Source organism: Pseudomonadota bacterium (assembly GCA_040752895.1).
Lineage (GTDB): Bacteria > Pseudomonadota > Alphaproteobacteria.
Map to the genome: position 1 here is coordinate 157,682 of JBFMHN010000004.1, position 22,200 is coordinate 179,881.

General features: G+C 60.2%; 16 protein-coding genes. 13 read left to right on the forward strand and 3 right to left on the reverse strand.

Going from position 1 to position 22,200, the window contains the following annotated elements; all coding sequences use genetic code 11:
* Positions 1-28: 28 nt before the first annotated feature.
* The 3 genes from AB1781_08730 to AB1781_08740 are packed head-to-tail and all read left to right on the forward strand — an operon-like array spanning position 29 to position 6,011.
* Positions 29-1,381 (forward strand): TolC family protein, encoded by a 1,353-nt coding sequence (locus tag AB1781_08730; protein ID MEW5704651.1) that lies wholly within the window; start codon positions 29-31, stop codon positions 1,379-1,381.
* Positions 1,378-2,811: an efflux RND transporter periplasmic adaptor subunit gene (locus tag AB1781_08735; protein ID MEW5704652.1), complete on the forward strand. Its 1,434-nt coding sequence runs from the start codon at positions 1,378-1,380 to the stop codon at positions 2,809-2,811. The genes AB1781_08730 and AB1781_08735 overlap by 4 nt, the downstream gene beginning before the upstream one ends.
* Entirely contained in the window at positions 2,808-6,011 is a 3,204-nt protein-coding gene (locus tag AB1781_08740) for an efflux RND transporter permease subunit (GenBank protein ID MEW5704653.1), read from the forward strand. Before AB1781_08735 ends, AB1781_08740 begins: the two co-directional genes overlap by 4 nt.
* A gap of 253 nt (positions 6,012-6,264) precedes the next feature.
* On the opposite strand, the gene AB1781_08745 is transcribed toward AB1781_08740, so the two are convergent.
* Positions 6,265-6,726, reverse strand: a complete 462-nt coding sequence (locus AB1781_08745) for an NnrS family protein (protein ID MEW5704654.1) — start codon at positions 6,724-6,726, stop codon at positions 6,265-6,267.
* Between the two features lie 333 nt (positions 6,727-7,059).
* Entirely contained in the window at positions 7,060-7,857 is a 798-nt protein-coding gene (locus AB1781_08750; protein MEW5704655.1) for a cyclic nucleotide-binding domain-containing protein, read from the reverse strand.
* Between the two features lie 201 nt (positions 7,858-8,058).
* On the opposite strand from AB1781_08750, the gene AB1781_08755 reads away from it, so the two are divergent.
* From AB1781_08755 to AB1781_08795, 9 genes are all read left to right on the forward strand, one after another.
* On the forward strand, positions 8,059-10,755 hold the full coding sequence (locus tag AB1781_08755) for an MFS transporter (protein MEW5704656.1): 2,697 nt from the start codon (positions 8,059-8,061) through the stop codon (positions 10,753-10,755).
* 13 nt (positions 10,756-10,768) lie between these two features.
* Positions 10,769-14,515 (forward strand): nitrate reductase subunit alpha, encoded by a 3,747-nt coding sequence (locus AB1781_08760; protein MEW5704657.1) that lies wholly within the window; start codon positions 10,769-10,771, stop codon positions 14,513-14,515.
* Positions 14,512-16,038, forward strand: a complete 1,527-nt coding sequence (gene narH / locus AB1781_08765; protein MEW5704658.1) for a nitrate reductase subunit beta — start codon at positions 14,512-14,514, stop codon at positions 16,036-16,038. The genes AB1781_08760 and narH overlap by 4 nt, the downstream gene beginning before the upstream one ends.
* Entirely contained in the window at positions 16,038-16,769 is a 732-nt protein-coding gene (narJ, locus tag AB1781_08770) for a nitrate reductase molybdenum cofactor assembly chaperone (protein MEW5704659.1), read from the forward strand. The genes narH and narJ overlap by 1 nt, the downstream gene beginning before the upstream one ends.
* A 12-nt stretch (positions 16,770-16,781) precedes the next feature.
* Positions 16,782-17,519 carry a respiratory nitrate reductase subunit gamma gene (narI, locus tag AB1781_08775; GenBank protein ID MEW5704660.1) on the forward strand — a complete coding sequence of 246 codons (738 nt, stop codon included), beginning with the start codon at positions 16,782-16,784 and terminating at the stop codon, positions 17,517-17,519.
* A 9-nt stretch (positions 17,520-17,528) separates the two neighbouring features.
* Positions 17,529-18,323 (forward strand): peptidylprolyl isomerase, encoded by a 795-nt coding sequence (locus tag AB1781_08780; protein MEW5704661.1) that lies wholly within the window; start codon positions 17,529-17,531, stop codon positions 18,321-18,323.
* Positions 18,324-18,344: 21 nt separating this feature from the next.
* Positions 18,345-18,890, forward strand: coding sequence for a hemerythrin domain-containing protein (locus tag AB1781_08785; protein MEW5704662.1), 546 nt, complete (start codon positions 18,345-18,347; stop codon positions 18,888-18,890).
* Between the two features lie 75 nt (positions 18,891-18,965).
* A complete protein-coding gene (glpD, locus tag AB1781_08790) occupies positions 18,966-20,489 on the forward strand; it encodes a glycerol-3-phosphate dehydrogenase (GenBank protein ID MEW5704663.1) in 1,524 nt (507 codons plus the stop codon).
* Positions 20,490-20,551: 62 nt separating this feature from the next.
* Positions 20,552-21,082, forward strand: coding sequence for a hypothetical protein (locus AB1781_08795; protein ID MEW5704664.1), 531 nt, complete (start codon positions 20,552-20,554; stop codon positions 21,080-21,082).
* A 132-nt stretch (positions 21,083-21,214) separates the two neighbouring features.
* Here AB1781_08795 and AB1781_08800 read toward each other — a convergent pair whose 3' ends face one another.
* Positions 21,215-21,643 carry a CBS domain-containing protein gene (locus AB1781_08800; GenBank protein MEW5704665.1) on the reverse strand — a complete coding sequence of 143 codons (429 nt, stop codon included), beginning with the start codon at positions 21,641-21,643 and terminating at the stop codon, positions 21,215-21,217.
* Between the two features lie 329 nt (positions 21,644-21,972).
* Between AB1781_08800 and AB1781_08805 the strand changes: the two genes are divergently transcribed.
* Positions 21,973-22,182, forward strand: a complete 210-nt coding sequence (locus tag AB1781_08805; protein MEW5704666.1) for a dodecin — start codon at positions 21,973-21,975, stop codon at positions 22,180-22,182.
* Positions 22,183-22,200: the final 18 nt, after the last annotated feature.

The following is a 22,200-nucleotide window of genomic DNA, read 5'->3' on the forward strand; positions in this document are numbered from 1 at the left end:
GACGCGCCGGCGAGTCTTGCAACGGGCTATGCTCCACTTCTCGGTGCGAAGCCTGGGCAAGCTCATCTGTAATATGCTGCTCGCTCTAACGGTGGCGTGTGGGACCGCTGTAACGGCAACGGCCAAGGACAATCTCTTTGCTGGCGCGCAGACTCTCGAGCTGGAGCAACTCATTGAGCTTGTGCAAGCGCGAAACGCGGATCTTGAAGCCGCACGCGCAGGGGCGGAGGAGGCAGCAACTCGCATCAAGTCTGCGGGAGCTCTCGAAGATCCCATGCTTAGCTACAAGCTCGCCCCGGCCACGATCGGCTCGCGAGAAATCGGTACAAGGCAAGGCGTCGAGGTTTCGCAGACTCTGCCGTGGCCGGGCACACTCCACGCGCGCGAAGCAAAGGCTAAGGCAGAAGCTGAGGCTGCACAGAACGACACAAGCATGCGCACACTCGAAGTGGTCTCCGATGCCAAAGCAGCCTTTGCTGAGTGGGTATTCATATACGCGGCGCTGAAGATCAACCGTCAGCACCAAATCCATCTCGGGGACCTGGAAGCGGCGGCGGAAAGAAGTTACGCAACCGGTGTCGGGCGCCAACAGGATGCGCTCAAGGCAAGCCTCGAGCTCGCCCGCGTGGAGAATGAGGCGCTTGGATTAGAGAGCCAGCGCCGCATGGTCCAGGCCCGGATTAATGCGCTATTGAACCGTGCTCCCGTTGCCGAGCTGCCCGAACCGACGCCTTTCCGTTTGCTCACACGACTTCCTCCGCTCGATCACCTCGGAACTATGGCGATGGCGCGCCATCCCGAGTTGAAGGGGCTTGAAGCCACGCTCGATTCGACCGAAGCGGTGGTCGCTTTGGCTAGGAAGGCGTTCTATCCAGATCTCAGTGTACAGGCTGGTTACGACGAGATGTGGGACGCCAAGGAAATGCGGCCGAGCGTTGGCATCTCGTTCAATGTGCCTCTCCATTGGGAGCGGCGCGAAGCAGAGCTTGCCAGTGCACGCGCCGCGCAACGACGTGCCGAATGGAAGGTTGCCGATCGACGCGCGACACTTCTGGCGGCCGTGGCTGAGGCCTATGCGAGTGTGGATCAGGCCGCGCGATCCATTGCTTTGTATAAGGAGAGGCTCCTGCCATTGGCGGACGCTGCCGTGTTGGCCGCGCTCGCCGATTACCGCCTGGGGACAGGCGGCTTTTCCTCGGTTATCGACGCGGAGCGCAGCAAGCTCGATCAGCAACTGAGCCTCGAGCGCGCCATAGCGGATCAATACCGGAGCCTCGCAGCCTTGGAGCAGGCGATCGGCGGACCGCTTGTCGAAGCGGACTCCGAGGTTGGTTCTCCTGCCAGTAATGGCGCAATCGACCATCGGGAGTATCGCCCATGACAATAACCTTGCGCGGCGGGCTTCGTCGTTTCCTACACTTGATTGCGGCTGGTTTAGCGATTGCTGCCGTTGGCGGCGCTCCTGTTATCGCCGGCGACAAGACGGAGAATCCTGCGCAACGGCAGGAGCGGGCACCACTCTATTACCAGCATCCTGACGGTAAGCCTGTTTATGCCCTGACGCCGAAGAAGGGCAAGGACGGGCGTGATTTCGTGCCAGTTTACGAGGACGAATCCACGTCGGCAGGACCGCCGGCGCAGCAATCCGCGACACCCTCGGCTGACAAGGGGCGGATTCTCTATTACCGCAATCCGATGGGTCTGCCGGACACCTCCCCCGTGCCGAAGAAAGACTCCATGAGCATGGACTACATCCCGGTCTACGAGAACGAAGTCGCTGAGGTGGGAATCGTTCGTGTTAGTCCCGGCAAGCTGCAGATGCTTGGGGTACGGACGGCGCCGGTTGAGATGCATAAAACCCTGGTGCGCAGCGTTCGTGCCACCGGGAGTGTGCAGCTTGACGAACGGACACTCGCCGTCGTCACCACAAAGATCGGCGGGTGGATCGAGTCGCTTCAGGTCTCTGCTGTGGGCGATGACATTCGGCGTGGTGATCCGCTTCTCCAGATCTACTCGCCTGAGCTTGTTGCCGCGGAGGAGGAATACCTCGTTGCGTCTCGACTGACAACGTCACACGGCGATGGGGCGCGTGGAAGCGCAGAAGCGCTGACGGCAGCAGCGGCGCAGCGCTTGCGGGCGTTCGGCGTGCCCGAGAACGAGATCGCACGTTTGAGGCAGACGGGAAAGGCCAGTCGTGCCATTACGGTGCGTGCGCCCATCAACGGCATCGTGGTTGAAAAGCCTGCCGTACAGGGCATGCGCGTCGAGTCGGACTCGGTTCTCTACCGATTGGCGGATCTCACGACCGTGTGGCTCGTCGCACAGGTTCAGGAGCGGGACCTCGGAAAAATTCAGAAAAGGCAGCGCGTGCGTGCGTCTTTCGTGGCGTTTCCCGAGCGCACCTTCGAGGGCATCGTCGACTTCGTCTATCCCACACTATCGGCGGAAACGCGAACGGCACGGGTTCGCCTCCTTATGCCTAATCCGGATCTCATGCTTCGCGAGAATATGTATGCAACGATCGAGATCGAAACACCTGTCACGTTAGGCAAGAGCCGAATGCTGATTGTACCAGACTCTGCTATCATCGACAGCGGCGCACACCAAATCGTTCTGATCGATCGTGGTGAAGGACGTTTCGAGCCAAGGGCTGTTCGTCTTGGTGCTCGTGGTGATGGCAACAGGGAGGTGCTCGAGGGACTGAAAGAGGGCCAGCGTGTCGTCGTTGGTGCGAACTTCCTGATCGACTCGGAAAGCAATCTCCGGGCGGCACTGCAGAGCTTCATGCCCACGACAGGAAACCCCCAATGATCGCGCGCGTTATCGAGCTCTCTGTCCGCAATCCGGTTTTGATTGCATTGGGAACACTCGCAATACTGGCCGCTGGCCTTTGGGCACTCCTCAACACGCCGCTCGATGCCATTCCGGACCTCTCCGACACTCAGGTTATCGTCTACACCGAATATCCTGGTCAGGCGCCCCAGGTGGTCGAGGATCAGGTCACCTATCCCCTGACGACGGCGCTCCTTGCGGTGCCGCGCTCGAAGGTCGTGCGTGGCTTCTCGAATTTCGGCGTATCGTTCGTCTACGTCGTGTTTGAAGACGGCACCGATCTCTACTGGGCACGCAGCCGCGTGCTCGAATATCTCAACTTCGCCCAGAAACGCCTACCAAGCGGCGTCACGCCGTCGCTCGGTCCGGACGCGACAGGCGTGGGCTGGGTTTATCAATATATCGTGCAGGGCGTGAACCACTCGCTCGCCGAGCTGCGTAGCCTCCAGGACTGGCTCATTCGCTACCATCTCACCAAAGCGAGCGGCGTTGCCGAGGTGGCCTCGGTCGGGGGCTTCGAGAAGCAGTATCAGGTGATCGTCGATCCCCGGAAGTTGCAGGCCTATAGCATTCCCCTGTCGCAAGTGACCGACGCCGTGCGGATGAGTAACCGCGATGTTGGTGGCCGCACCCTCGAGATGACCGAGACCGAGTATATGGTGCGCGGCCGCGGCTATCTGCGCGGGATTGATGACATTGAGCAGATTATGCTCAAGGCTGATCCGGCTAGTGGCACGCCGGTGCTGCTTAAGGATGTTGCCCGCGTCGAGCTTGGCCCGGATGAGCGGCGCGGCATCACGGAGTTCAATGGCGAGGGCGAAGCAGTCGGCGGCATTGTTGTGAAGCGCAATGGGGCCGACGCGCTGACTACCATCCGGAGCGTGAAGGAGACGATCAGAGATCTGCAGTCGAGCCTGCCCCAGGGTGTCTCCATAGAACCGGTCTATGATCGATCCGAGCTCATTGGGCGGGCAATCGCCACGCTCAAGCGAACCCTCGTAGAAGAGAGCCTTATCATCGCCCTTGTCTGTGTGATTTTCCTTTTCCATGTCCGGAGTGCGCTGGTGGCGATCTTGACCCTGCTGCTCGGAGTCCTGATCACCTTCACCGCTATGCACCTCCTCGGCATCAGCTCGAATATCATGAGCCTCGGCGGCATCGCGATCGCGCTCGGCGCAATGGTCGATGCGAGCATCGTCATGATCGAGAATGCGCATAAACATCTCGAACGCTTAGCGCCCGGCGCCTCACGCCGTGCCGCGCTCCTCAGGGCAGCCAAGGAGGTGGGGCCTTCTCTGTTCTTCAGTCTGCTCGTGATCACCGTTTCCTTCCTGCCGGTCTTTGCGCTTGAAGCGCAGGAGGGCCGCCTCTTCAAGCCGCTCGCCTACACCAAGACCTTTGCCATGGCGGGCGGAGCACTACTCTCGGTGATGCTCGTGCCAGTACTCATGGTGGCCTTCATCCGTGGGCATATCCTTCCGGAAGAGAAGAACCCGCTCAACCGGATCCTCATCCGGCTCTATCGGCCGCTCATCGCCCGCGTTCTGCAAGCGCCGCGCGCCACCGTCGTTCTGGCTGTTATCGTTCTCCTCCTCACGGTTCTTCCGGTCATGCGCCTCGGCAGCGAATTCATGCCGAATCTGAATGAGGGGACGTTGCTTTACATGCCGGTGACACCTCCGGGAATCTCCATCACAAAAGTTGCGGGACTTCTGCAGACCCAGGATCGCATTATCAAATCCTTCCCCGAGGTTCAGTCGGTCTTCGGTAAGGCGGGTCGTGCTGCGACGGCCACCGATCCAGCGCCGACCGAGATGATAGAAACGGTCATCAGCCTGAAGCCGGAGAGCGAATGGCGCTCCGGCATGACCCTCGATAAACTGATTGTCGAAATGGATGACGCGCTCCGCCTTCCCGGCGTGAGCAATGCCTGGACCATGCCGATCAAGGCACGCATCGACATGCTCTCGACTGGGATACGCACACCGGTCGGTGTCAAGGTGTTCGGCCCGGATCTCAAGGAACTTGAGCGGCTTTCGACGGAGATTGAACATGTCGTGCAGGCGGTGCCCGGGACGACGAGTGCCTATGCGGAGCGACTCGGCGGTGGTTTCTACCTCGAGATTGCACCAGACCGCGCGGCGTTGGCCCGCTACGGGCTCTCCATGGACGAAGTCCAGAACGTCATTGCGACCGCGCTCGGCGGAGAGTCACTCACCACGACGGTCGAAGGGCGGGAGCGCTACAGCGTGATGGTGCGTTACCCTCGCGATTTCCGGAATGACCCCGAAGCGATCGCAAGCCAGGTGCTTGTGCCCACCACGGGCGGTGCGATGATTTCCCTTGGCCAAGTCGCAGCGATCCGTCTCACTCAGGGTCCCCCGAACATCCGCACCGAGAATGCCCAGCTCGTCGCCTATATCTATGTTGATATGCGTGGCCGGGATATCGGCGGCTTCGTTGCCGATGCCGCCCGAGCAGTCCAGGGAGAAATCAAACTTCCGCCAGGCTATCGCGTCCAATGGAGCGGCCAGTTCGAGTATCTCGAGCGGGCAAAGGCGCGGCTTGCAATCGTCGTTCCGGTCACCTTAGCCATCATCTTTCTTCTGCTCTATCTCAATTTCCGCCGGATGACTGAGGCGCTGATCGTCATGCTTTCCGTGCCATTCGCGCTCGTGGGGGGCGCTTGGCTCATGTGGCTTCTCGGATACAATCTGAGTGTCGCAGTTGCAGTCGGGTTCATCGCGCTTGCCGGTGTTGCCGCAGAAACGGGCGTGGTGATGCTGATCTATCTCACCCACGCGCTTGATGAGGTTAAGGAGCGGTGTGAAAGGGAGGATCGGCCCTTTGGTCCAGCTGACCTTAAGGAAGCGATCATCGTGGGTGCCGTCGAACGCGTCCGGCCGAAAATGATGACCGTGACCGCAATCATGGCGGGACTTCTTCCCATTCTATGGAACCATGGCACGGGTTCAGAAGTCATGCGCCGCATTGCCGTTCCGATGATCGGTGGCATGGTTTCTTCGACCGTGCTAACGCTGCTCGTGATCCCGGCGATCTACGCGCTTGTAAAGCGCAGACAAACGGTGACGGTAGCGTACAATAAAACACTTGAATCTTCTCAGGGCAAGCAACGAGTGGGTCAGGAAGTCAAAGAGGATGTGTCTGTCGATTCGTAGAATTGGATTTCAAACCAACGCATCACTGGAGGCGCGGCGCGCTGGACGTGCATTCAGCTTACTTTGTTCGTCATCTCGTGTGTGCTAGTTGGGGGCCCGATGGGTGTATAGCGAATCGATACTCACCCTGTACCTTCTGAAAATTCCATCCGCCACTGAAATCTCTGTGGTTCGGGATTTCGATGATGGTTGTATTTTGAGGGCGGACTGCGTTCGCGCAGCTGGGTCAGCCATTTTTTCAAGGGGCTAGGCCCTAAAGCGACGGGTAATGATGATCGAACTTGTCGCCCAGGCGCTGACCGAAAAGGCCGGTCGAGGCTTGGCCGGCAGCATCTATATGGATCAGAACGTTCGCTACAAGCAGCCCGCCGAGAGCGACGGGCATCAACAGATTGCGCCAGTTGCGACCGAATACGATCTCGCGCAGGACGACGAGGAACGAAAGGTCGAGTGCCGCGGTGAGGCCGGGGCCGATGAGGGCCGAGGTAGCCATGGCAGCACGGCCAAGAACCCAGGTTCCGAATAGAACGATCAAGGGCAAGCCCTGAAGCGGCATGCGGCCCGTCCAATTAGGGATCGCCGTAAGCAGGAAGCCGGCGATGACTCCGGCGGCAAAGCCGAAGATCATTTCATGGGCATGCCAGGCGGCCGGGCTGAAGGCGGGCGGCATCGGAACCGCGCCCGACATGACCGCAAGCCAGAACGCGACGCCGATGAATCCCTAGAAGCCAGCGCCCAGAAAGAACGGGCGGAAGCCCTGGCAAAAAAGTGCCGGTCCGGCGAAGGGGCGATGGCGAGGTGTTCCGGCGCCTTGCGTGCTCATCGCGGTTCCGGACATCGCCAGAATAACCGGGCAGAAAGTTCGTATGTTCCAGCGCGGCGATGAAAATGTAGGATGCGGCGATTCAAGGCACAGCTTTCAGCGCGGCAATTTCTTTCAATCCACGGCTCCATCTGCAATCCGTTTAACCTCCAGCGCCATTTGAGCCCCCGGCGCATACGCAGAATCTTCCGTAACGATGCGATGGCGGAGTGGCAAGCTATTCCGTCAGCTATCCCGGCCATCGATCAACGGTGTCGGTTTCGCGAAGGTTTCCAGTTCGGCGAGCTTGCTCAACCGGATATCGGCGCCGACGACGGATACGCCATAGGGCTTCAGCGTCCCGAATGCGCGGGAAAGGTTTTCCGGGGTCATCCCGAGCAGAGCGGCAAGCGTCCTTTTGTCGATGGCGAGCGTCAGCGCGCCGGTCGCGCCCTGCGCGGAATGCGCGCTCAACAGGTAGTTCGCTAACCGTTCGACAGACGTGCGAAGTTTCTGGTTCTTCAGTGTCCGGACCAAAGACCGGTAGGCGGTCGCCTGCTCATGGACCATCGATCGCGCAAAACCGGGATCTCGCTCGAACATGACCCGAATGTCTTTCGAGGGGATCAATAGAAGACGTGACCTTTCGGTCGTTCGGGCCGACATCAGATAGGGGGCGTCCTTCAGGGTCGCGGCCGCGATAAACGTGGAAACCGGTTGTATGAGTTCGATGGTCGATCTTCGCTCCTTGGTCTCCGCGAACATCTCTACGCAGCCTTCGACAATAACATAGAGAAAATCGGCGGGTTCCCCTTCCCCGATGAGTTGCACATGCGGCGGGAAACGCTGGAGATAGGCGGCCTGCATAAGCTCGACAAAATTGGCCGCGGCCATCTCGACGAAGAGCGGCAGGTCGCGAACGGCTTCAATGTCTACGCTGGGCATACCAATTATGTTCGGGTTCTCGACGCCGAAGGACATTCCCATCATCAATTGATAAATGTCAAGCAAGCGGTTGCGGCTGGGCGCTTCCAGAATTGACATTTTATTTTTACTGTATGACATCTTGGGATGTTTGATTTTTTTCTTTCCATAACCAATAAAAACCGGGGAAGTATTATTTAAACGAGGAATAAAACGTAATAAATTTTCGTGGTTGTTCTACAGGCCCGGCGATCCGATCGGGGTTGGGGAGAATTCCACGTGCATCAGCTTGAAGGCGTTTCCGCTAGCAAACAAAACCGCATGCTCGCGATGAGTACGGTCGCGTTCACGGTGTGTTTCGCGGTCTGGACCATATTCTCGATCCTCGGCGTGCAGATCAAAGAGGAGATGGGTCTCAGCGACACCCAGTTCGGGCTGCTCGTCGGCACCCCGATTCTCACCGGATCGCTGAGCAGGATTTTTCTCGGCATCTGGTCCGACCAGTATGGTGGCCGGATCGTCTATTGCCTGGTCATGATTCTGGCGGCTCTGGCGACCTTCCTGCTGTCGCACGCGACTTCCTACGAAACGATGCTGCTCGCAGCGCTTGGCGTCGGGCTTGCCGGCGGCGCCTTCGCAGTCGGCATCACCTATGTGTCCAAGTGGTACCCCAGGGAAAAACAGGGCACCGCGCTTGGCATATTCGGCGTCGGCAATGTCGGCGCTGCGGTGACCAAATTTCTCGCTCCCTTCGTGATGGTAGCCTTCGGCTGGCCGATGGTGGCCCAAATCTGGGGGGCCGCGCTGGTTCTCATGGCGGTGGTTTTCTGGTTTACGACCGATGACGATCCCGAACTAAAGGAGAGGCGGGCGAAGGGCATGAAGCCGCGTAGCATGCGGCTCGAACTCGCGCCGCTCAAGAATCTGCAGGTCTGGCGTTTCTCGCTCTATTATTTCTTCGTCTTCGGGGCGTTTGTCGCTCTGGCGCTCTGGCTGCCGCGTTATTTGGTCGGTGTCTACGGGCTGGATATCAAGACCGCGGGCATGCTCGCTGTTTTCTACTCAGTTCCGGCAAGTCTGTTCCGCGCCTATGGCGGCCATCTTTCCGATCGCTATGGCGCCCGGACGATCATGTACTGGACCTTCGGGGTCTCGGTCCTTTGCACCTTCATGCTCTCTTATCCGAACACGGATTACGTGATTCACGGCATCCGAGGGCCAATCGCATTTTCAACCAGCATGGGGCTGGTGCCGTTCGTCATGATCATTTTCGTGCTCGGCTTCTTCATGTCGCTCGGTAAGGCGGCAGTCTATAAGCACATCCCCGTCTATTACCCCAATCATGTGGGTTCCGTCGGCGGGCTGGTCGGCATGATCGGCGGTCTTGGCGGATTCGTGCTGCCGATCGCCTTTGGTGTCATGAACGATCTTACCGGCGTGTGGACAGGATGCTTCATGCTTTTGTTCGGACTGGTCGCGACCGCGCTGATCTGGATGCACCTCGCCATTCGGCGGATGGAGCGGACCGCCTTGCCGGACGACATGCCCGATTTGCCTCAGCTGCCGGAGATGAAGGAACTCCACAAACCGGAGCATAAAGGTGTGCTGGGCCCTGTTATCGAAGACTGGCGGCCCGACGATAAGGGGTTTTGGGAGACGACCGGAAGGAAGATCGCGCTGCGCAATCTGTGGATTTCAATCCCGGCGCTGCTGCTTGCCTTTGCGGTCTGGCTGGTATGGAGCGTCGTTGTCGCCAAGCTGCCGTCCATCGGATTTAAATACACCACGGATCAGTTGTTCTGGCTGGCGGCGTTGCCGGGCCTGTCCGGAGCGACACTCAGGATTTTCTACTCCTTCATGGTGCCGATCTTTGGCGGACGCCTATGGACAACCATGTCATCGGCGTCTCTGCTGATTCCGGCTTTGGGCATTGGCTACGCGGTTCAGGATCCAACGACGCCCTATTTCCTGTTCATCGTGCTGGCGCTGCTGTGCGGCCTCGGTGGCGGTAATTTTGCCTCCTCCATGGCCAATATCAGTTTCTTCTTTCCGCGGGCGCAGAAGGGCAACGCGTTGGCGCTCAACGCCGGTCTTGGCAATGTGGGCGTCAGCGTCATGCAATTCGTGGTGCCGCTGGTGATCACCACCAGCGTGTTCGGGGCGATCGGCGGCGAGCCGCAAATAACCAGCGCTGGCACCAAGATGTGGATGCAGAACGCGGGCTTCATCTGGGTTCCGTTCCTGCTCATATCAAGCGCTGCAGCCTTTTGGGGCATGAACGATCTTGTGTCGGCAAGGGCATCGTTCAAGGAACAGGCGATCATCTTCCAGCGCAAGCACAACTGGATCATGTGCTGGCTCTATACCGGCACCTTCGGTTCCTTCATCGGGTACTCCGCGGGTTTTCCGTTGCTTGCCAAGACCCAGTTTCCCGAGGTGAATTCCCTGCAATACGTGTTTCTCGGCCCGCTTGTCGGCGCGCTGTCGCGAGCGGCGACAGGCTGGATTTCGGATAAGTATGGCGGTGCGCGCGTCTCCTTCTGGGTGTTCGTGCTGATGATCGCCGCGGTCGGGGGCGTGCTCTATTTCCTCGGCATCAAGGAGCAGCCAGGCGCGTTCTGGGGCTTCTTCGCGATGTTCATGGTGCTGTTCATGGCCACCGGTATCGGCAATGCGTCGACCTTCCAGATGATCCCGGTGATCATGCGTCAGGAGATCAGCCGGCTAATGCCGGGCGGCTCCCCGGAAGAGCGGCTGCGTCAAGCGGAAAAGGAATCCGCTGCGATCATCGGATTTACATCGGCGATTGCGGCCTACGGCGCCTTCTTCATCCCGAAGTCGTACGGCACCTCCATTGCCGCGACCGGAGGCCCTTCTGCCGCGCTGTGGGTTTTCATGATCTTCTACGTCAGCTGCGCGCTCATCACCTGGTGCGTCTATTCGCGCCGTGGCGGCGTGCTGCACGAGGTCGAAAGACTGGGCGAGTGTACGGCCGCCGCCAGCCAGTCCGCGAAATGAATGGGGGTCCGTCATGAGTCATCTGCTCGATCGTTTGCATTTCTTTACCAAGAAGGAAACCGGCCGCTTCGCCGACGGTCACGGCATCACGACGCGGGAGAATCGGGGCTGGGAGGAGGGCTACCGGCAACGCTGGCAGCACGACAAGATCGTGCGCTCCACCCATGGCGCCAACTGCACCGGGTCGTGCTCGTGGAAGATCTACGTTAAGGGTGGGATCGTCACCTGGGAGACCCAGCAGACCGATTATCCGCGTACCCGCCCGGACCTGCCCAATCATGAGCCCCGCGGTTGCAGCCGCGGAGCGAGCTACAGTTGGTATCTTTATTCCGGCAACCGGGTGAAATACCCGCTGATCCGCTCGCGGCTGCTCAAGGCGTGGCGCGCGGCGCGCGCCACCAGGACGCCGGTCGCCGCCTGGAAGGCGATCGTCGAAGACCCCGGCACGCGAGCCTCGTGGGTGAAGATCCGTGGCCATGGCGGCTTCGTCCGCGCGGCCTGGGACGAGGTCACCGAGATCATCGCCGCGGCCAATGCCTACACCGCCAAAACATATGGACCCGACCGGGTGATCGGCTTTTCGCCGATCCCAGCCATGTCGATGGTTTCCTATGCGGCGGGCGCTAGATACCTGTCGCTGCTGGGCGGCGTCTGCATGTCGTTCTACGATTGGTATTGCGATCTGCCGCCGGCGTCCCCGCAGACCTGGGGTGAGCAGACGGACGTGCCGGAATCGGCCGACTGGTACAATTCAGGTTTTCTCATGCTGTGGGGCTCGAACGTGCCGCAGACGCGCACGCCGGATGCGCATTTCTATACCGAGGCGCGCTACAAAGGCACCAAGAGCGTAGTCGTTTCGCCCGATTACAGCGAGGCCGCGAAATTCTCCGATATGTGGCTGCACCCCAAGCAGGGCACCGATGCGGCCCTTGCCATGGCGCTTGGCCACGTGATCCTGCGCGAGTTTCATCTCGACCGGCAGGCCGAGTATTTCGAGGATTACTGCCGGCGATACAGCGACATGCCGATGCTGGTCCGGCTGGTGAAGCAGGGCGACCATTACATACCCGATCGCTTGGTACGCAGTTCGGACTTCGCGGACGATCTGGGACAGAAGAACAACCCCGACTGGAAGACCGTCGGTATCGATCGCAGCAGCGGCCGCATCGTCGTGCCGCAGGGTTCCATTGGCTTCCGCTGGGGCGAACAGGGCAAGTGGAACCTGGAGGCGAAGGACGCCGGTAGCGCGGACGTCGAGCTGCAGATGTCGCTGATCCAGGATGAAGATCACGACGAAGTCGCGGAAGTCGGGTTCCCTTATTTCGGAAACCGCAAACACGACCATTTCCAGGGAACCGACCACCCCGACGTGCTGGTCCGTCGCGTGCCTGCCAGATCCGTGACGCTCAAAGACGGCGACGCGCTGGTCGTGACCGTGTTTGACCTGTTTGTCGCGAATTACGGGCTCGATCGCGGTCTTGGCGGCGAGAACGTCGCCACCTCTTATGACGAGAACGTGCCCTATACGCCGGCCTGGGCGGAACGAATCACCGAAGTGCCGCGCGATCAGATCATCACGGTGGCGCGCGAGTTCGCGCTGAACGCGGAGAAGACCCACGGCAAGTCCATGGTCATTCTCGGCGCCGGGCTAAACCACTGGTACCACATGGATATGAACTACCGCGGTATCATCAATCTGCTGGTCATGTGCGGCTGCGTCGGGCAATCCGGCGGCGGGTGGGCGCATTATGTCGGCCAGGAAAAATTGCGGCCGCAGACCGGCTGGCAGCCGCTCGCCTTCGCGCTGGACTGGAACCGGCCGCCCCGGCAGATGAATTCGACGTCATTCTGGTACGCTCACACGGACCAATGGCGCTATGAGACGCTGGAAGCGTCGGAAATCCTATCGCCTACGGCGCCGGAGGGACCGTGGAACGGCGCGCTCATCGACTTCAACGTGCGCGCCGAACGCATGGGCTGGCTGCCGTCCGCGCCGCAGCTGCAAACCAACCCGTTGGAGGTCGGCAAGGCCGCGGCTGCCGCCGATGGCGGGCCCGGATCCTATGTCGTCGAAGGCCTAAAGTCCGGTGCGCTTCGCCTTTCGTGCGAGGACCCCGACAATCCGGCGAACTGGCCGCGCAACCTGTTCGTCTGGCGGTCGAACCTGTTGGGTTCATCGAGCAAGGGGCATGAGTATTTTCTCAAGCATCTTCTCGGCACCTCGCACGGGGTTCAGGGCAAGAATCTGGGCGAAGCCGGGCTACAAAAACCGACCGAGGTCACATGGCACGACACGGCACCGGAAGGAAAGCTCGACCTTCTGGTCACGCTCGATTTTCGGATGTCGACCACTTGCGTCTATTCCGACATCGTTCTGCCGACGGCGACCTGGTATGAGAAAAACGATCTCAATACCTCCGACATGCATCCGTTTATCCATCCGCTGACCGCGGCCGTGGATCCGGTGTGGGAATGCAAGAGCGATTGGGAAATCTACAAGGCGATCGCCAGGAAGTTCTCCGAGGTCGCGTCGGAGGTGCTCGGCGTTGAAAAAGACGCGGTTCTGGTGCCGATCCAGCACGACACGCCGGCTGAGCTTGCCCAGCCGCTCGACGTCAAGGACTGGAAGAAAGGGGAAGTTGACCCGATTCCCGGCAAGACGATGCCGCAGGTCGCGATCGTCGAGCGCGATTACCCAAACCTATACAAACACTTCACCGCGTTGGGGCCGTTGTTGGAGAAGCTCGGCAATGGCGGCAAGGGGATTGCCTGGAACACCGAACACGAGGTCGAGAACCTAAAACGGCTCAACGGCGAAGTAACCGAGGAAGGGCCAACTAAGGGAATGGCCCGAATCGAGACCGACATCGACGCGACCGAGGTCATTCTCATGCTGGCGCCGGAGACCAACGGCGAGGTCGCCGTAAAGGCGTGGAAGGCGCTAGGCGAGAAGACGGGTCGCGATCACGTCTGCCTTGCCGCCGGCAAGGAGGACGAGAAGATCCGCTTCCGCGATGTCGTGGCGCAACCGCGCAAGATCATTTCCTCGCCGATCTGGTCCGGGCTGGAGTCGGAGAAGGTCTGTTACAACGCGGGCTACACCAATGTTCACGAGTTAATCCCGTGGCGAACGCTAACCGGGCGCCAACAGCTTTATCAGGACCACCTCTGGATGCGCGCCTTCGGCGAAGGGCTTTGCGTCTATCGTCCGCCAATCGACACGAAGACCGTCAATTCGATCATCGAAGACAAGTCGAACGGCAATCTGCAAATCGTGCTCAACTTCATCACGCCGCACCAGAAGTGGGGCATCCATTCCACCTATACCGATAATTTGCTGATGCTCACCCTGTCGCGGGGCGGCCCGATCGTGTGGATTTCCGAAACCGATGCGGCGAAGGTCGGCATCGCCGACAACGACTGGGTCGAGGCCTACAATTTGAACGGCGCGTTGGTCGCCCGTGCGGTGGTATCCCAGCGTATCCGCGAAGGAACCCTCTTTATGTATCACGCACAGGAGAAGATCGTGAACGTGCCGGGTTCGGAAGTAACTGGCCAGCGCGGCGGGATCCATAACTCGGTCACGCGCGCGATACTCAAACCGACCCACATGATTGGCGGCTATGCCCAGCAATCCTATGGCTTCAACTATTACGGGACGGTGGGGTCGAACCGCGACGAATTCGTCATCGTTCGCAAAGTGGACAAGGTCGATTGGCTTGAAGGCCCGGCCACACACGCGATGGAGGCGGCGCAATGAAAATCCGCGCACAAATCGGTATGGTGCTGAACCTGGATAAATGCATCGGGTGCCACACCTGCTCAGTTACCTGCAAGAACGTCTGGACCAGTCGCGAGGGCATGGAATACGCATGGTTCAACAATGTCGAAACCAAGCCCGGCATTGGCTACCCCAAGGACTGGGAGAACCAGGCGCATTGGAATGGCGGCTGGGTCCGCAAGTCGTCGGGCGCGTTGCAGCCGAAGATGGGGGCAAAGTGGCGAATCCTCGCCAAGATCTTCGCCAACCCGGATTTGCCGGAAATCGACGATTATTACGAACCTTTCACCTTCGATTACGGGCATCTGCAGACCGCTCCCGAATCGCAGGCGATGCCCACCGCGCGGCCGCGTTCGCTGATTACCGGCGAGCGGATAGAGAAGATCGAGTGGGGGCCTAACTGGGAGGAAATCCTCGGCGGCGAATTCGCCAAACGGTCCAAAGACTACAACTTCGAGGGTGTCGAGAAGGAGATCTACGGCGCTTTCGAGAATACTTTCATGATGTATCTGCCGCGCTTGTGCGAGCACTGCCTGAATCCGACTTGTGTCGCCGCCTGTCCTTCCGGAGCGATCTACAAGCGCGAGGAAGACGGTATCGTCCTCATCGACCAGGAGAAATGCCGGGGGTGGCGCATGTGCGTCTCGGGCTGCCCCTACAAGAAAATCTATTACAACTGGTCGACGGGAAAATCCGAGAAATGCATCTTCTGCTATCCGCGGATCGAAGCCGGCCAGCCAACCGTATGTTCCGAGACCTGTGTCGGACGCATTCGCTATCTTGGCGTGCTGCTGTATGACGCGGATCGAATCGAGAAGGCTGCCAGCGTGCCCGACACGCAAGACCTTTACGAGTCGCAGCTTTCGGTCTTCCTGAATCCGAACGATCCAAAAATCCAGGCGCAGGCGCGTCACGATGGCGTGCCCGAGGCCTGGCTGGAGGCGGCGCGAAAATCACCGGTCTGGAAGATGGCGATGGAGTGGAGGGTTGCTTTTCCGCTACATCCGGAATACCGCACCTTGCCGATGGTCTGGTACGTGCCGCCCTTGTCGCCCATTCAGTCGGCGGCCGAGGCTGGAAAGATGGGCATTGATGGCGAGATGCCGGATGTCCGCTCGCTGCGCATTCCGCTGCGCTATCTCGCCAATCTGCTGACCGCCGGCAAAGAAGAGCCCGTTGCGGCCTGTCTCGAACGCATGCTCGGCATGCGCGCCTATATGCGGGCAAAGACCATCGATGGCGCGATCGACGAGGCCATCGCGTCGCGCATCGGCCTCACGCCGGTCCAGATAGAAGAGATGTACCACGTGATGGCGATCGCCAATTACGAAGACCGGTTCGTCATTCCGACGAGCCATAGAGAAGTCGGCGAGGACGCCTATGATTTGCGCGGCTCCTGCGGCTTCAGCTTCGGTAACGGCTGCTCCGGCGGCACCAGCAAGGCAAACCTGTTTGGCAGCCCGCGCAAAAAGAGTGTGCAGACACCGACGGAGGTGATGTGATGATGCGGACGCTTAAGGTGCTGTCGGCGCTTCTGTCCTATCCCGACGACGCGCTCAAAGAGGGAGCGCCCACGCTCCGCGAGGCAATCGTCGAAGAGGCCCTGCTGCCGGCCCATGCGCAGGAGCGGGTGCTGGAGCTGATCGGGCAGATGGAAGCCCGCGATCTCTACGATCTGCAGGAGCGCTATATCCTGCTGTTCGACCGCACGCGCTCGCTATCGCTTCATCTTTTCGAACACCTCCATGGAGAAGGACGCGATCGCGGTCAGGCGATGGTCGATCTGATGGCGCTTTATCAACGCCACGGGCTGGAAATCAGCGCCAAGGAATTGCCCGACTATCTGCCGCTGTTCCTGGAGTTCCTGTCGATTTTGCCGCTTGAGGAGGCGCGTGAGACACTGTCGCAGCCGCTTCACGTCATCGCGGCGCTGGGTGAAAGACTGCGCAAGCGGGAAAGCCCGTATGCCGGCGTTTTTGCCGCGCTACAGGATTTGGCAACGGGCACGCCGGATGATGCCGATCTCAAGGCGCTGATGGATGAGCCCGAGGATGACCCCAACGATCTGGTTGCTCTCGACGCGAGATGGGAAGCAGAGGCCGTCACCTTCGGTCCCACCGCTCCCGACCCGGCGGGCGGGTGCCCCAGGGTGTCCGACATACTGAAGCAAATGCGCGCCGACCCGACGCCACCGGATAGCCTGGCGGGAGACGCGCCCCCTGGCACAAACTGAGGAGACGATCCGATGGCCGACTATCTCAATATGCTGGTTTTTGGCATCTATCCCTATATCGCGCTTGCCGTGATGGCGACCGGCTGCATTGTGCGCTACGACCGCGAGCCCTATACTTGGCGGTCCGGATCTAGCCAGCTTCTGCGCCGGCACCAACTGGTCTGGGGGTCCAACCTCTTCCATATCGGTGTGCTGATTGTCTTCCTTGGTCACTTGGTCGGGCTGCTGACCCCGATCGAGATATTCGACGCGGTGGGGATCGGCCATGGCTTCAAGCAGCTGATGGCAACCGTGGTCGGCGGTATCGCGGGCGTCATGTGCCTGACCGGCGGCGCAATGCTACTGCATCGCCGCCTGGCCGACCCGCGCATCCGGCACACCTCGTCATTTGGCGACATCGCCATTTTGATCTTGCTGTTGCTCCAGCTGGTGCTCGGACTTGGCACCATTCCGGTATCCATGGGGCATCTGGACGGGCAGGAGATGGTCAAGTTCATGGCCTGGGCGCAGGGCATCTTCACCTTCCGGTCCGGGGCGGCACTTCACGTGGCGGATGTGCATTGGGTGTTCAAGACGCACCTTTTCTTGGGGCTCACCATTTTTGTGGTGTTTCCATTCACGCGGCTGGTTCACATGTTGAGCATGCCGGTCCGGTATTTCTGGCGGCCGGGTTACCAGATCGTGCGGACGCGTGGATCCCATGCTATACGCCGCGCCGGCAATCCCGGCGGCGGGACGCCGAGGGAGTAAGACGGGATCATGGAAACCATCGTCGTCAATGGAACGGAAATTCCACCGGCCGTCATTGCGGCGGAAATTCAGAACCACCCCGCCGCCAGCGCCGATAAGGCGCGCGCCGACGCTATTTGCGCTCTGGTCGTGCGGGAGCTCCTGCTTCAGGAAGCGCGTCGGCTCGGGCTTGCGCCGGACCCGATGGTGGACGAGGACGGCCGACGCGAGACCGATGACGAGGCCCTCATCCGCCAGCTTTTCAATCGTGAGGTCGTTGTGCCGGATGTCGACGATGCGAGTTGCCGGCGCTACTATGCGAATAACCTCAATCGGTTTCGCAGCCAGGACATCTTCGAAGCGGCGCACATCTTGCTGTCCGCATCGCCCGCGGACGCAGAAGCCTACGAAGCTGCCGCCCGCGAAGCGAAGGCGATCCTATCTACGGTGATGGACGATCCGAAGTCATTCGCGGGCATCGCCCGGCAGCGATCCGACTGTCCGTCCGGAAAGGATGGCGGCTGCCTCGGCCAGGTGACGCGCGGCCAGACATTGCCCGAATTCGAGACGTTTCTGTTTGCGTTGGAGGAGGGGCAGCTTTCGCCGGTGCCAGTCAAGACCCGATATGGTATCCATGTGCTTCGGCTCGATCGCAGGATCGAGGGCCGGACACTGCCGTTCGATTTCGTGAAGGCCAAAATCGCCGCCTATTTGGAAAACGCGAGCTGGCGTCTTGCCGTCTCTCAATATATCAGAATTCTGGCCGGCCGGGCCGAGATCAAGGGGGTTGACCTGGCGGGCGCGGAAAGTCCCCTTGTTCAATGAACGCGATGCGGGCAGACACAGATGAACAAACCTGCTGACACCCCGTCCTGGATCGCGCCCATGCCGCGGGACCTGCTCGGCGATCCACTCGCATTCTTTGCGGCCGATCATTTGCGCCAGCGCGCGGCTTTCGTCCTTATCGAACAAGTGGCCACGGCGGATGCGCTGGATCGCGCCCTTGCCGCCCACGTGCTCGAATTTTTGGGGAAGGATATGGTCGTGCATGTGCTTGACGAAGAGCACGCTCTGTTTCCGCTGCTTCGTTGTCGGTGCGCGCCGGAGGACGACATCGAGCATGTGCTCGGGGATCTTTCGGCGGAGCACGCGGTGGAAGAACGCATCGCGGTGGATATCCTCATCGGGTTAGCCGAGGCGCTCGAGGCCGATTGCGCGGTCGGCGACATCGAGGGGCTTGGCAAACGGATGCTTGCCTTTGCGCATGCGGAGAGCCGTCATCTGGCGCTCGAAAACGGAATCATCCTTCCCCTTGCACGGGCGCGGCTGTCGGAGGGCGACCTGCGCGATCTAAGCGCACGTATGATCCGGCGCCGCGCCGCCGGCTCGTAAAAAGCGCTGGATTTCAGCGGCTTGCGGGAATTGCGAGGGAAAACATCCCGTCCTTCGTTTGGAAAAGGGACCTTGGTGGCGTCTGATATTTATGATCTCGCGATCATCGGCGGCGGCATCAACGGTGTTGGAATCGCTCGCGACGCCGCGGGACGCGGCCTTTCCGTATTGCTTTGCGAGCGCCGGGATCTTGGTGCGGCGACCTCGTCGGCCAGCACCAAGCTCATCCATGGCGGGTTGCGCTATCTGGAGCATTTCGCCTTCCGTCTGGTCCGCGAGGCGCTGACCGAGCGCGAGGTGTTGCTCGGCATCGCGCCCCAAATCGTCCGGCCAATGCGCTTCGTCATGCCCCATGCCGCGGAACTTCGGCCCGGCTGGATGATCCGGCTCGGGTTGTTCCTTTACGATCACCTGGGCGGGCGGAAACGGCTGCCGGCTTCCGCCGGGATTGCGTTGGGCGGGCATCCCGCAGGCGGCGGCCTGTTCCCGGAACGGACGCGGGGCTTCGTCTACTCGGACTGCTTGGTCGATGATTCGCGGCTGGTCGTCCTGAATGCCCTGTCGGCGGCCGAGAAAGGCGCCGTGATACTGCCCCGAACGTCGTGTGTCGCGGCCTGCAGGGAAAGGGGGTGGTGGAATTTGACCCTGCGTTCGGTGGGGGGCTTGGAAACGGACACCCGGACGGTGCGCGCCCGTGCCCTGGTGAATGCCGCCGGGCCGTGGGTATCCGAGACGCTGGACCGGGTTGTTTCGGTTCCAAGCAGCCGGGCGGTGCGCTTGGTCAAGGGCAGCCATTTCGTAGTGCCCCGGCTGTTCCGCCATGACTTCGCCTATGTCTTCCAGAACGATGACGACCGCGTGGTTTTCGCCATCCCCTATGAGGACGACTTCACGCTGATTGGTACGACCGAGGTCGAATATACGGGCGATCCCTACGAGGCGCGGATTACTGAGGGCGAAATCTCTTACTTACGCGCCGCCGTCAACCGTTACCTCCGCACGCCGGTCGATGCCGAGGCGATCGTCTGGTCGTTCGCCGGCGTGCGGCCCCTGTTGGATGACGTTGCGGATGATCCGTCCGTCGTCACGCGCGAATATTACCTGGAAATTGACCAGCCCCCCGGCAAGGTGCCGGTGCTTTCGGTATTTGGCGGCAAGATTACGACCTATCGCAAGCTGGCCGAACGCGCCCTCGAAATGTTGAAACCGGCGCTCGGTTTCACCGCCGGTTCGTGGACGGGTGGCGATCCTCTTCCCGGGGGCGATATCGGGGACGGTGGCCCGGGCGGTTTTGCCCGGCGGCTTTGCGGCCAATACGAATGGCTTCCCGAAGAGCTGGCCCGCCGCTACGCTCGGACTTACGGGACGCGCACCCATGTTCTGCTGGATGGAATCGGCGGCCTGAAGGAAATGGGGCGCCATTTCGGCCACCACCTTTATGAGGCCGAGCTCCACTATGTTTTGGCCCACGAATGGGCCGCCAGCGCCGAGGACATTCTGTGGCGGCGGACCAAACTGGGCCTCCGCCTCGACGCGTCCGGGCGGGCAGCCCTTGAGGCGTGGATTCGAAAAACACCCGGCCCGGCTTTGTCGAATTAACCGGAAGTGGTAGCGAATGGTTTGCTATCCTGAAGCGTTATGCAAAAGGAACGGTGCGGCCCATGCAAGTAGAGAACAAACGAAGCGTCGTTGGCGTTTTTCGCGAAGTCGCAGCGTTCGAGCGCGCGCTCGATGGCTTGCTGAAAGCAGGCTTCGATGCATCGGCGATCAGCGTGCTTGGCAGCCATCAGGCGATTGTCGATCATTTCGGGCGGGTCCCGCGGCCTAACGAAATGACCGACGCTCCTGACACGCCACGCGAAGCGCTGGACACCGAAGTCGCGCTGCACAAGGCGATCGACTTTATCGCCGGCACGCTGGCGTTGATCAGCGAAGTCGGTGCGGCGGCCGCCGCCTATGCGGTCGGCGGCCCGATCGGCGTTGCCGCGGCTTCGGCCGATCTGACCGACACCACCGTCGACAGCGTTCTATCGGGATATGTCGACGACAGCTACCGGGAACGGTTCGAGCAGAACGTTCGGGACGGCGGCATGATATGTTGGGTACGCACACCAAGCGAGGATGCGGTTGTGGCGGCTTCGCGTATCCTGGCTGCAGCCGACGGACGGCATATCCATGAGACCGAAATTTGAAGGTCTAGCCGACGGACGCGGCGCGCGTCGCTGCGGCTTTACGCTCCGATCAGGGGCGCTTTAAGAGGGCCGGCGGCGCAGGCGGGGTGAATTGCAGGCGTCCCGCCGGACAAATGGCGGCGTGCTCACTCCTCAATGCGAGATGTAATCACGCATCGATTCGTTATCCTTTGCCAGGTCGTCGAGACGTAGCTTGACCACATCGCCTATGCTAACGATTCCGGTGAGTTGGCCAGCTTTCACAACCGGCATGTGGCGTATGCGCTGCTTGGTCATTCGCGCAAGCAGGCTCACGGTCGTGTCCCGTGGCGAGCAGGTCTCCACCTCACGGATCATGATCTCGCCGACAGGCCGTTTAAATAACGAGGGGCCCGATTGGCTAAGCCCGCGGATGATATCCCGCTCAGACAATATTCCGGCCACGGAAACACCGTCGTCGCTCACTACCAATGCGCCGATGTTGTGCTGGGAAAGAAGCTGAATCGATTCCGTAACAGTGGTGTCCGATCGAACGGTCACCGTGGTCGCGCCCTTTCGATCGAGGATCCGTGCAACTGTCATCTGCATCTCCCTCAAAAAGGTGCCGTAGGGTTCATCTATATCCCGCTTGCAGCCTAATTTACAGGGCTTTGGATCGCCCTGCGATTTCCGATGCATTTTTGATTGGAAATGCCGAGACGGCAAACCCACATAAAAGGCGTTGGGCTGGCGGCTTCGTGTGACCGGCAAGGGGCGCCCTAGCTTGAAGGCGCATGACTTTTGGCAGGGGCGGGAGGGGCTCTGTTTGTTCTTCAGGTCTGCATGAAGTGTAAATCTCGCAACGTTTGGCATGGGGGCCTCTCACGCGGGCCGCAATCCAAGCGCAAGAAAATGGAAAATGGAGGGTTTGGATGAGCGATAATGTGTACAAAGTGATTCGTCTCGTCGGCTCCTCTTCGTCAAGCATCGAGGAGGCCATTCAGAACGCGATCAAGAAGTCTTCCAAGACACTGAAAAACTTACGCTGGTTCAAGGTCATCGAGACACGCGGGCATATCGAGAACGACAAGGTTGATCACTTCCAGGTAACGCTGGAGGTGGGGTTCACGCTGGAGAATTAAATCGCGTGAGCGCCACCT

What these genes read in the sequence shown, in the direction of transcription:
- AB1781_08795 (MEW5704664.1), top strand. Translation starts at nt 20,552, where the DNA reads ATGCAAGTAGAGAACAAACGAAGCGTCGTTGGCGTTTTTCGCGAAGTC.
- AB1781_08800 (MEW5704665.1), bottom strand. Translation starts at nt 21,643, where the DNA reads ATGACAGTTGCACGGATCCTCGATCGAAAGGGCGCGACCACGGTGACC.
- AB1781_08780 (MEW5704661.1), top strand. Translation starts at nt 17,529, where the DNA reads ATGGAAACCATCGTCGTCAATGGAACGGAAATTCCACCGGCCGTCATT.
- AB1781_08785 (MEW5704662.1), top strand. Translation starts at nt 18,345, where the DNA reads ATGAACAAACCTGCTGACACCCCGTCCTGGATCGCGCCCATGCCGCGG.
- AB1781_08735 (MEW5704652.1), top strand. Translation starts at nt 1,378, where the DNA reads ATGACAATAACCTTGCGCGGCGGGCTTCGTCGTTTCCTACACTTGATT.
- AB1781_08740 (MEW5704653.1), top strand. Translation starts at nt 2,808, where the DNA reads ATGATCGCGCGCGTTATCGAGCTCTCTGTCCGCAATCCGGTTTTGATT.
- narI (MEW5704660.1), top strand. Translation starts at nt 16,782, where the DNA reads ATGGCCGACTATCTCAATATGCTGGTTTTTGGCATCTATCCCTATATC.
- AB1781_08730 (MEW5704651.1), top strand. Translation starts at nt 29, where the DNA reads ATGCTCCACTTCTCGGTGCGAAGCCTGGGCAAGCTCATCTGTAATATG.
- narJ (MEW5704659.1), top strand. Translation starts at nt 16,038, where the DNA reads ATGATGCGGACGCTTAAGGTGCTGTCGGCGCTTCTGTCCTATCCCGAC.
- AB1781_08755 (MEW5704656.1), top strand. Translation starts at nt 8,059, where the DNA reads ATGCTCGCGATGAGTACGGTCGCGTTCACGGTGTGTTTCGCGGTCTGG.
- narH (MEW5704658.1), top strand. Translation starts at nt 14,512, where the DNA reads ATGAAAATCCGCGCACAAATCGGTATGGTGCTGAACCTGGATAAATGC.
- AB1781_08805 (MEW5704666.1), top strand. Translation starts at nt 21,973, where the DNA reads ATGAGCGATAATGTGTACAAAGTGATTCGTCTCGTCGGCTCCTCTTCG.
- AB1781_08750 (MEW5704655.1), bottom strand. Translation starts at nt 7,857, where the DNA reads ATGTCAATTCTGGAAGCGCCCAGCCGCAACCGCTTGCTTGACATTTAT.
- AB1781_08760 (MEW5704657.1), top strand. Translation starts at nt 10,769, where the DNA reads ATGAGTCATCTGCTCGATCGTTTGCATTTCTTTACCAAGAAGGAAACC.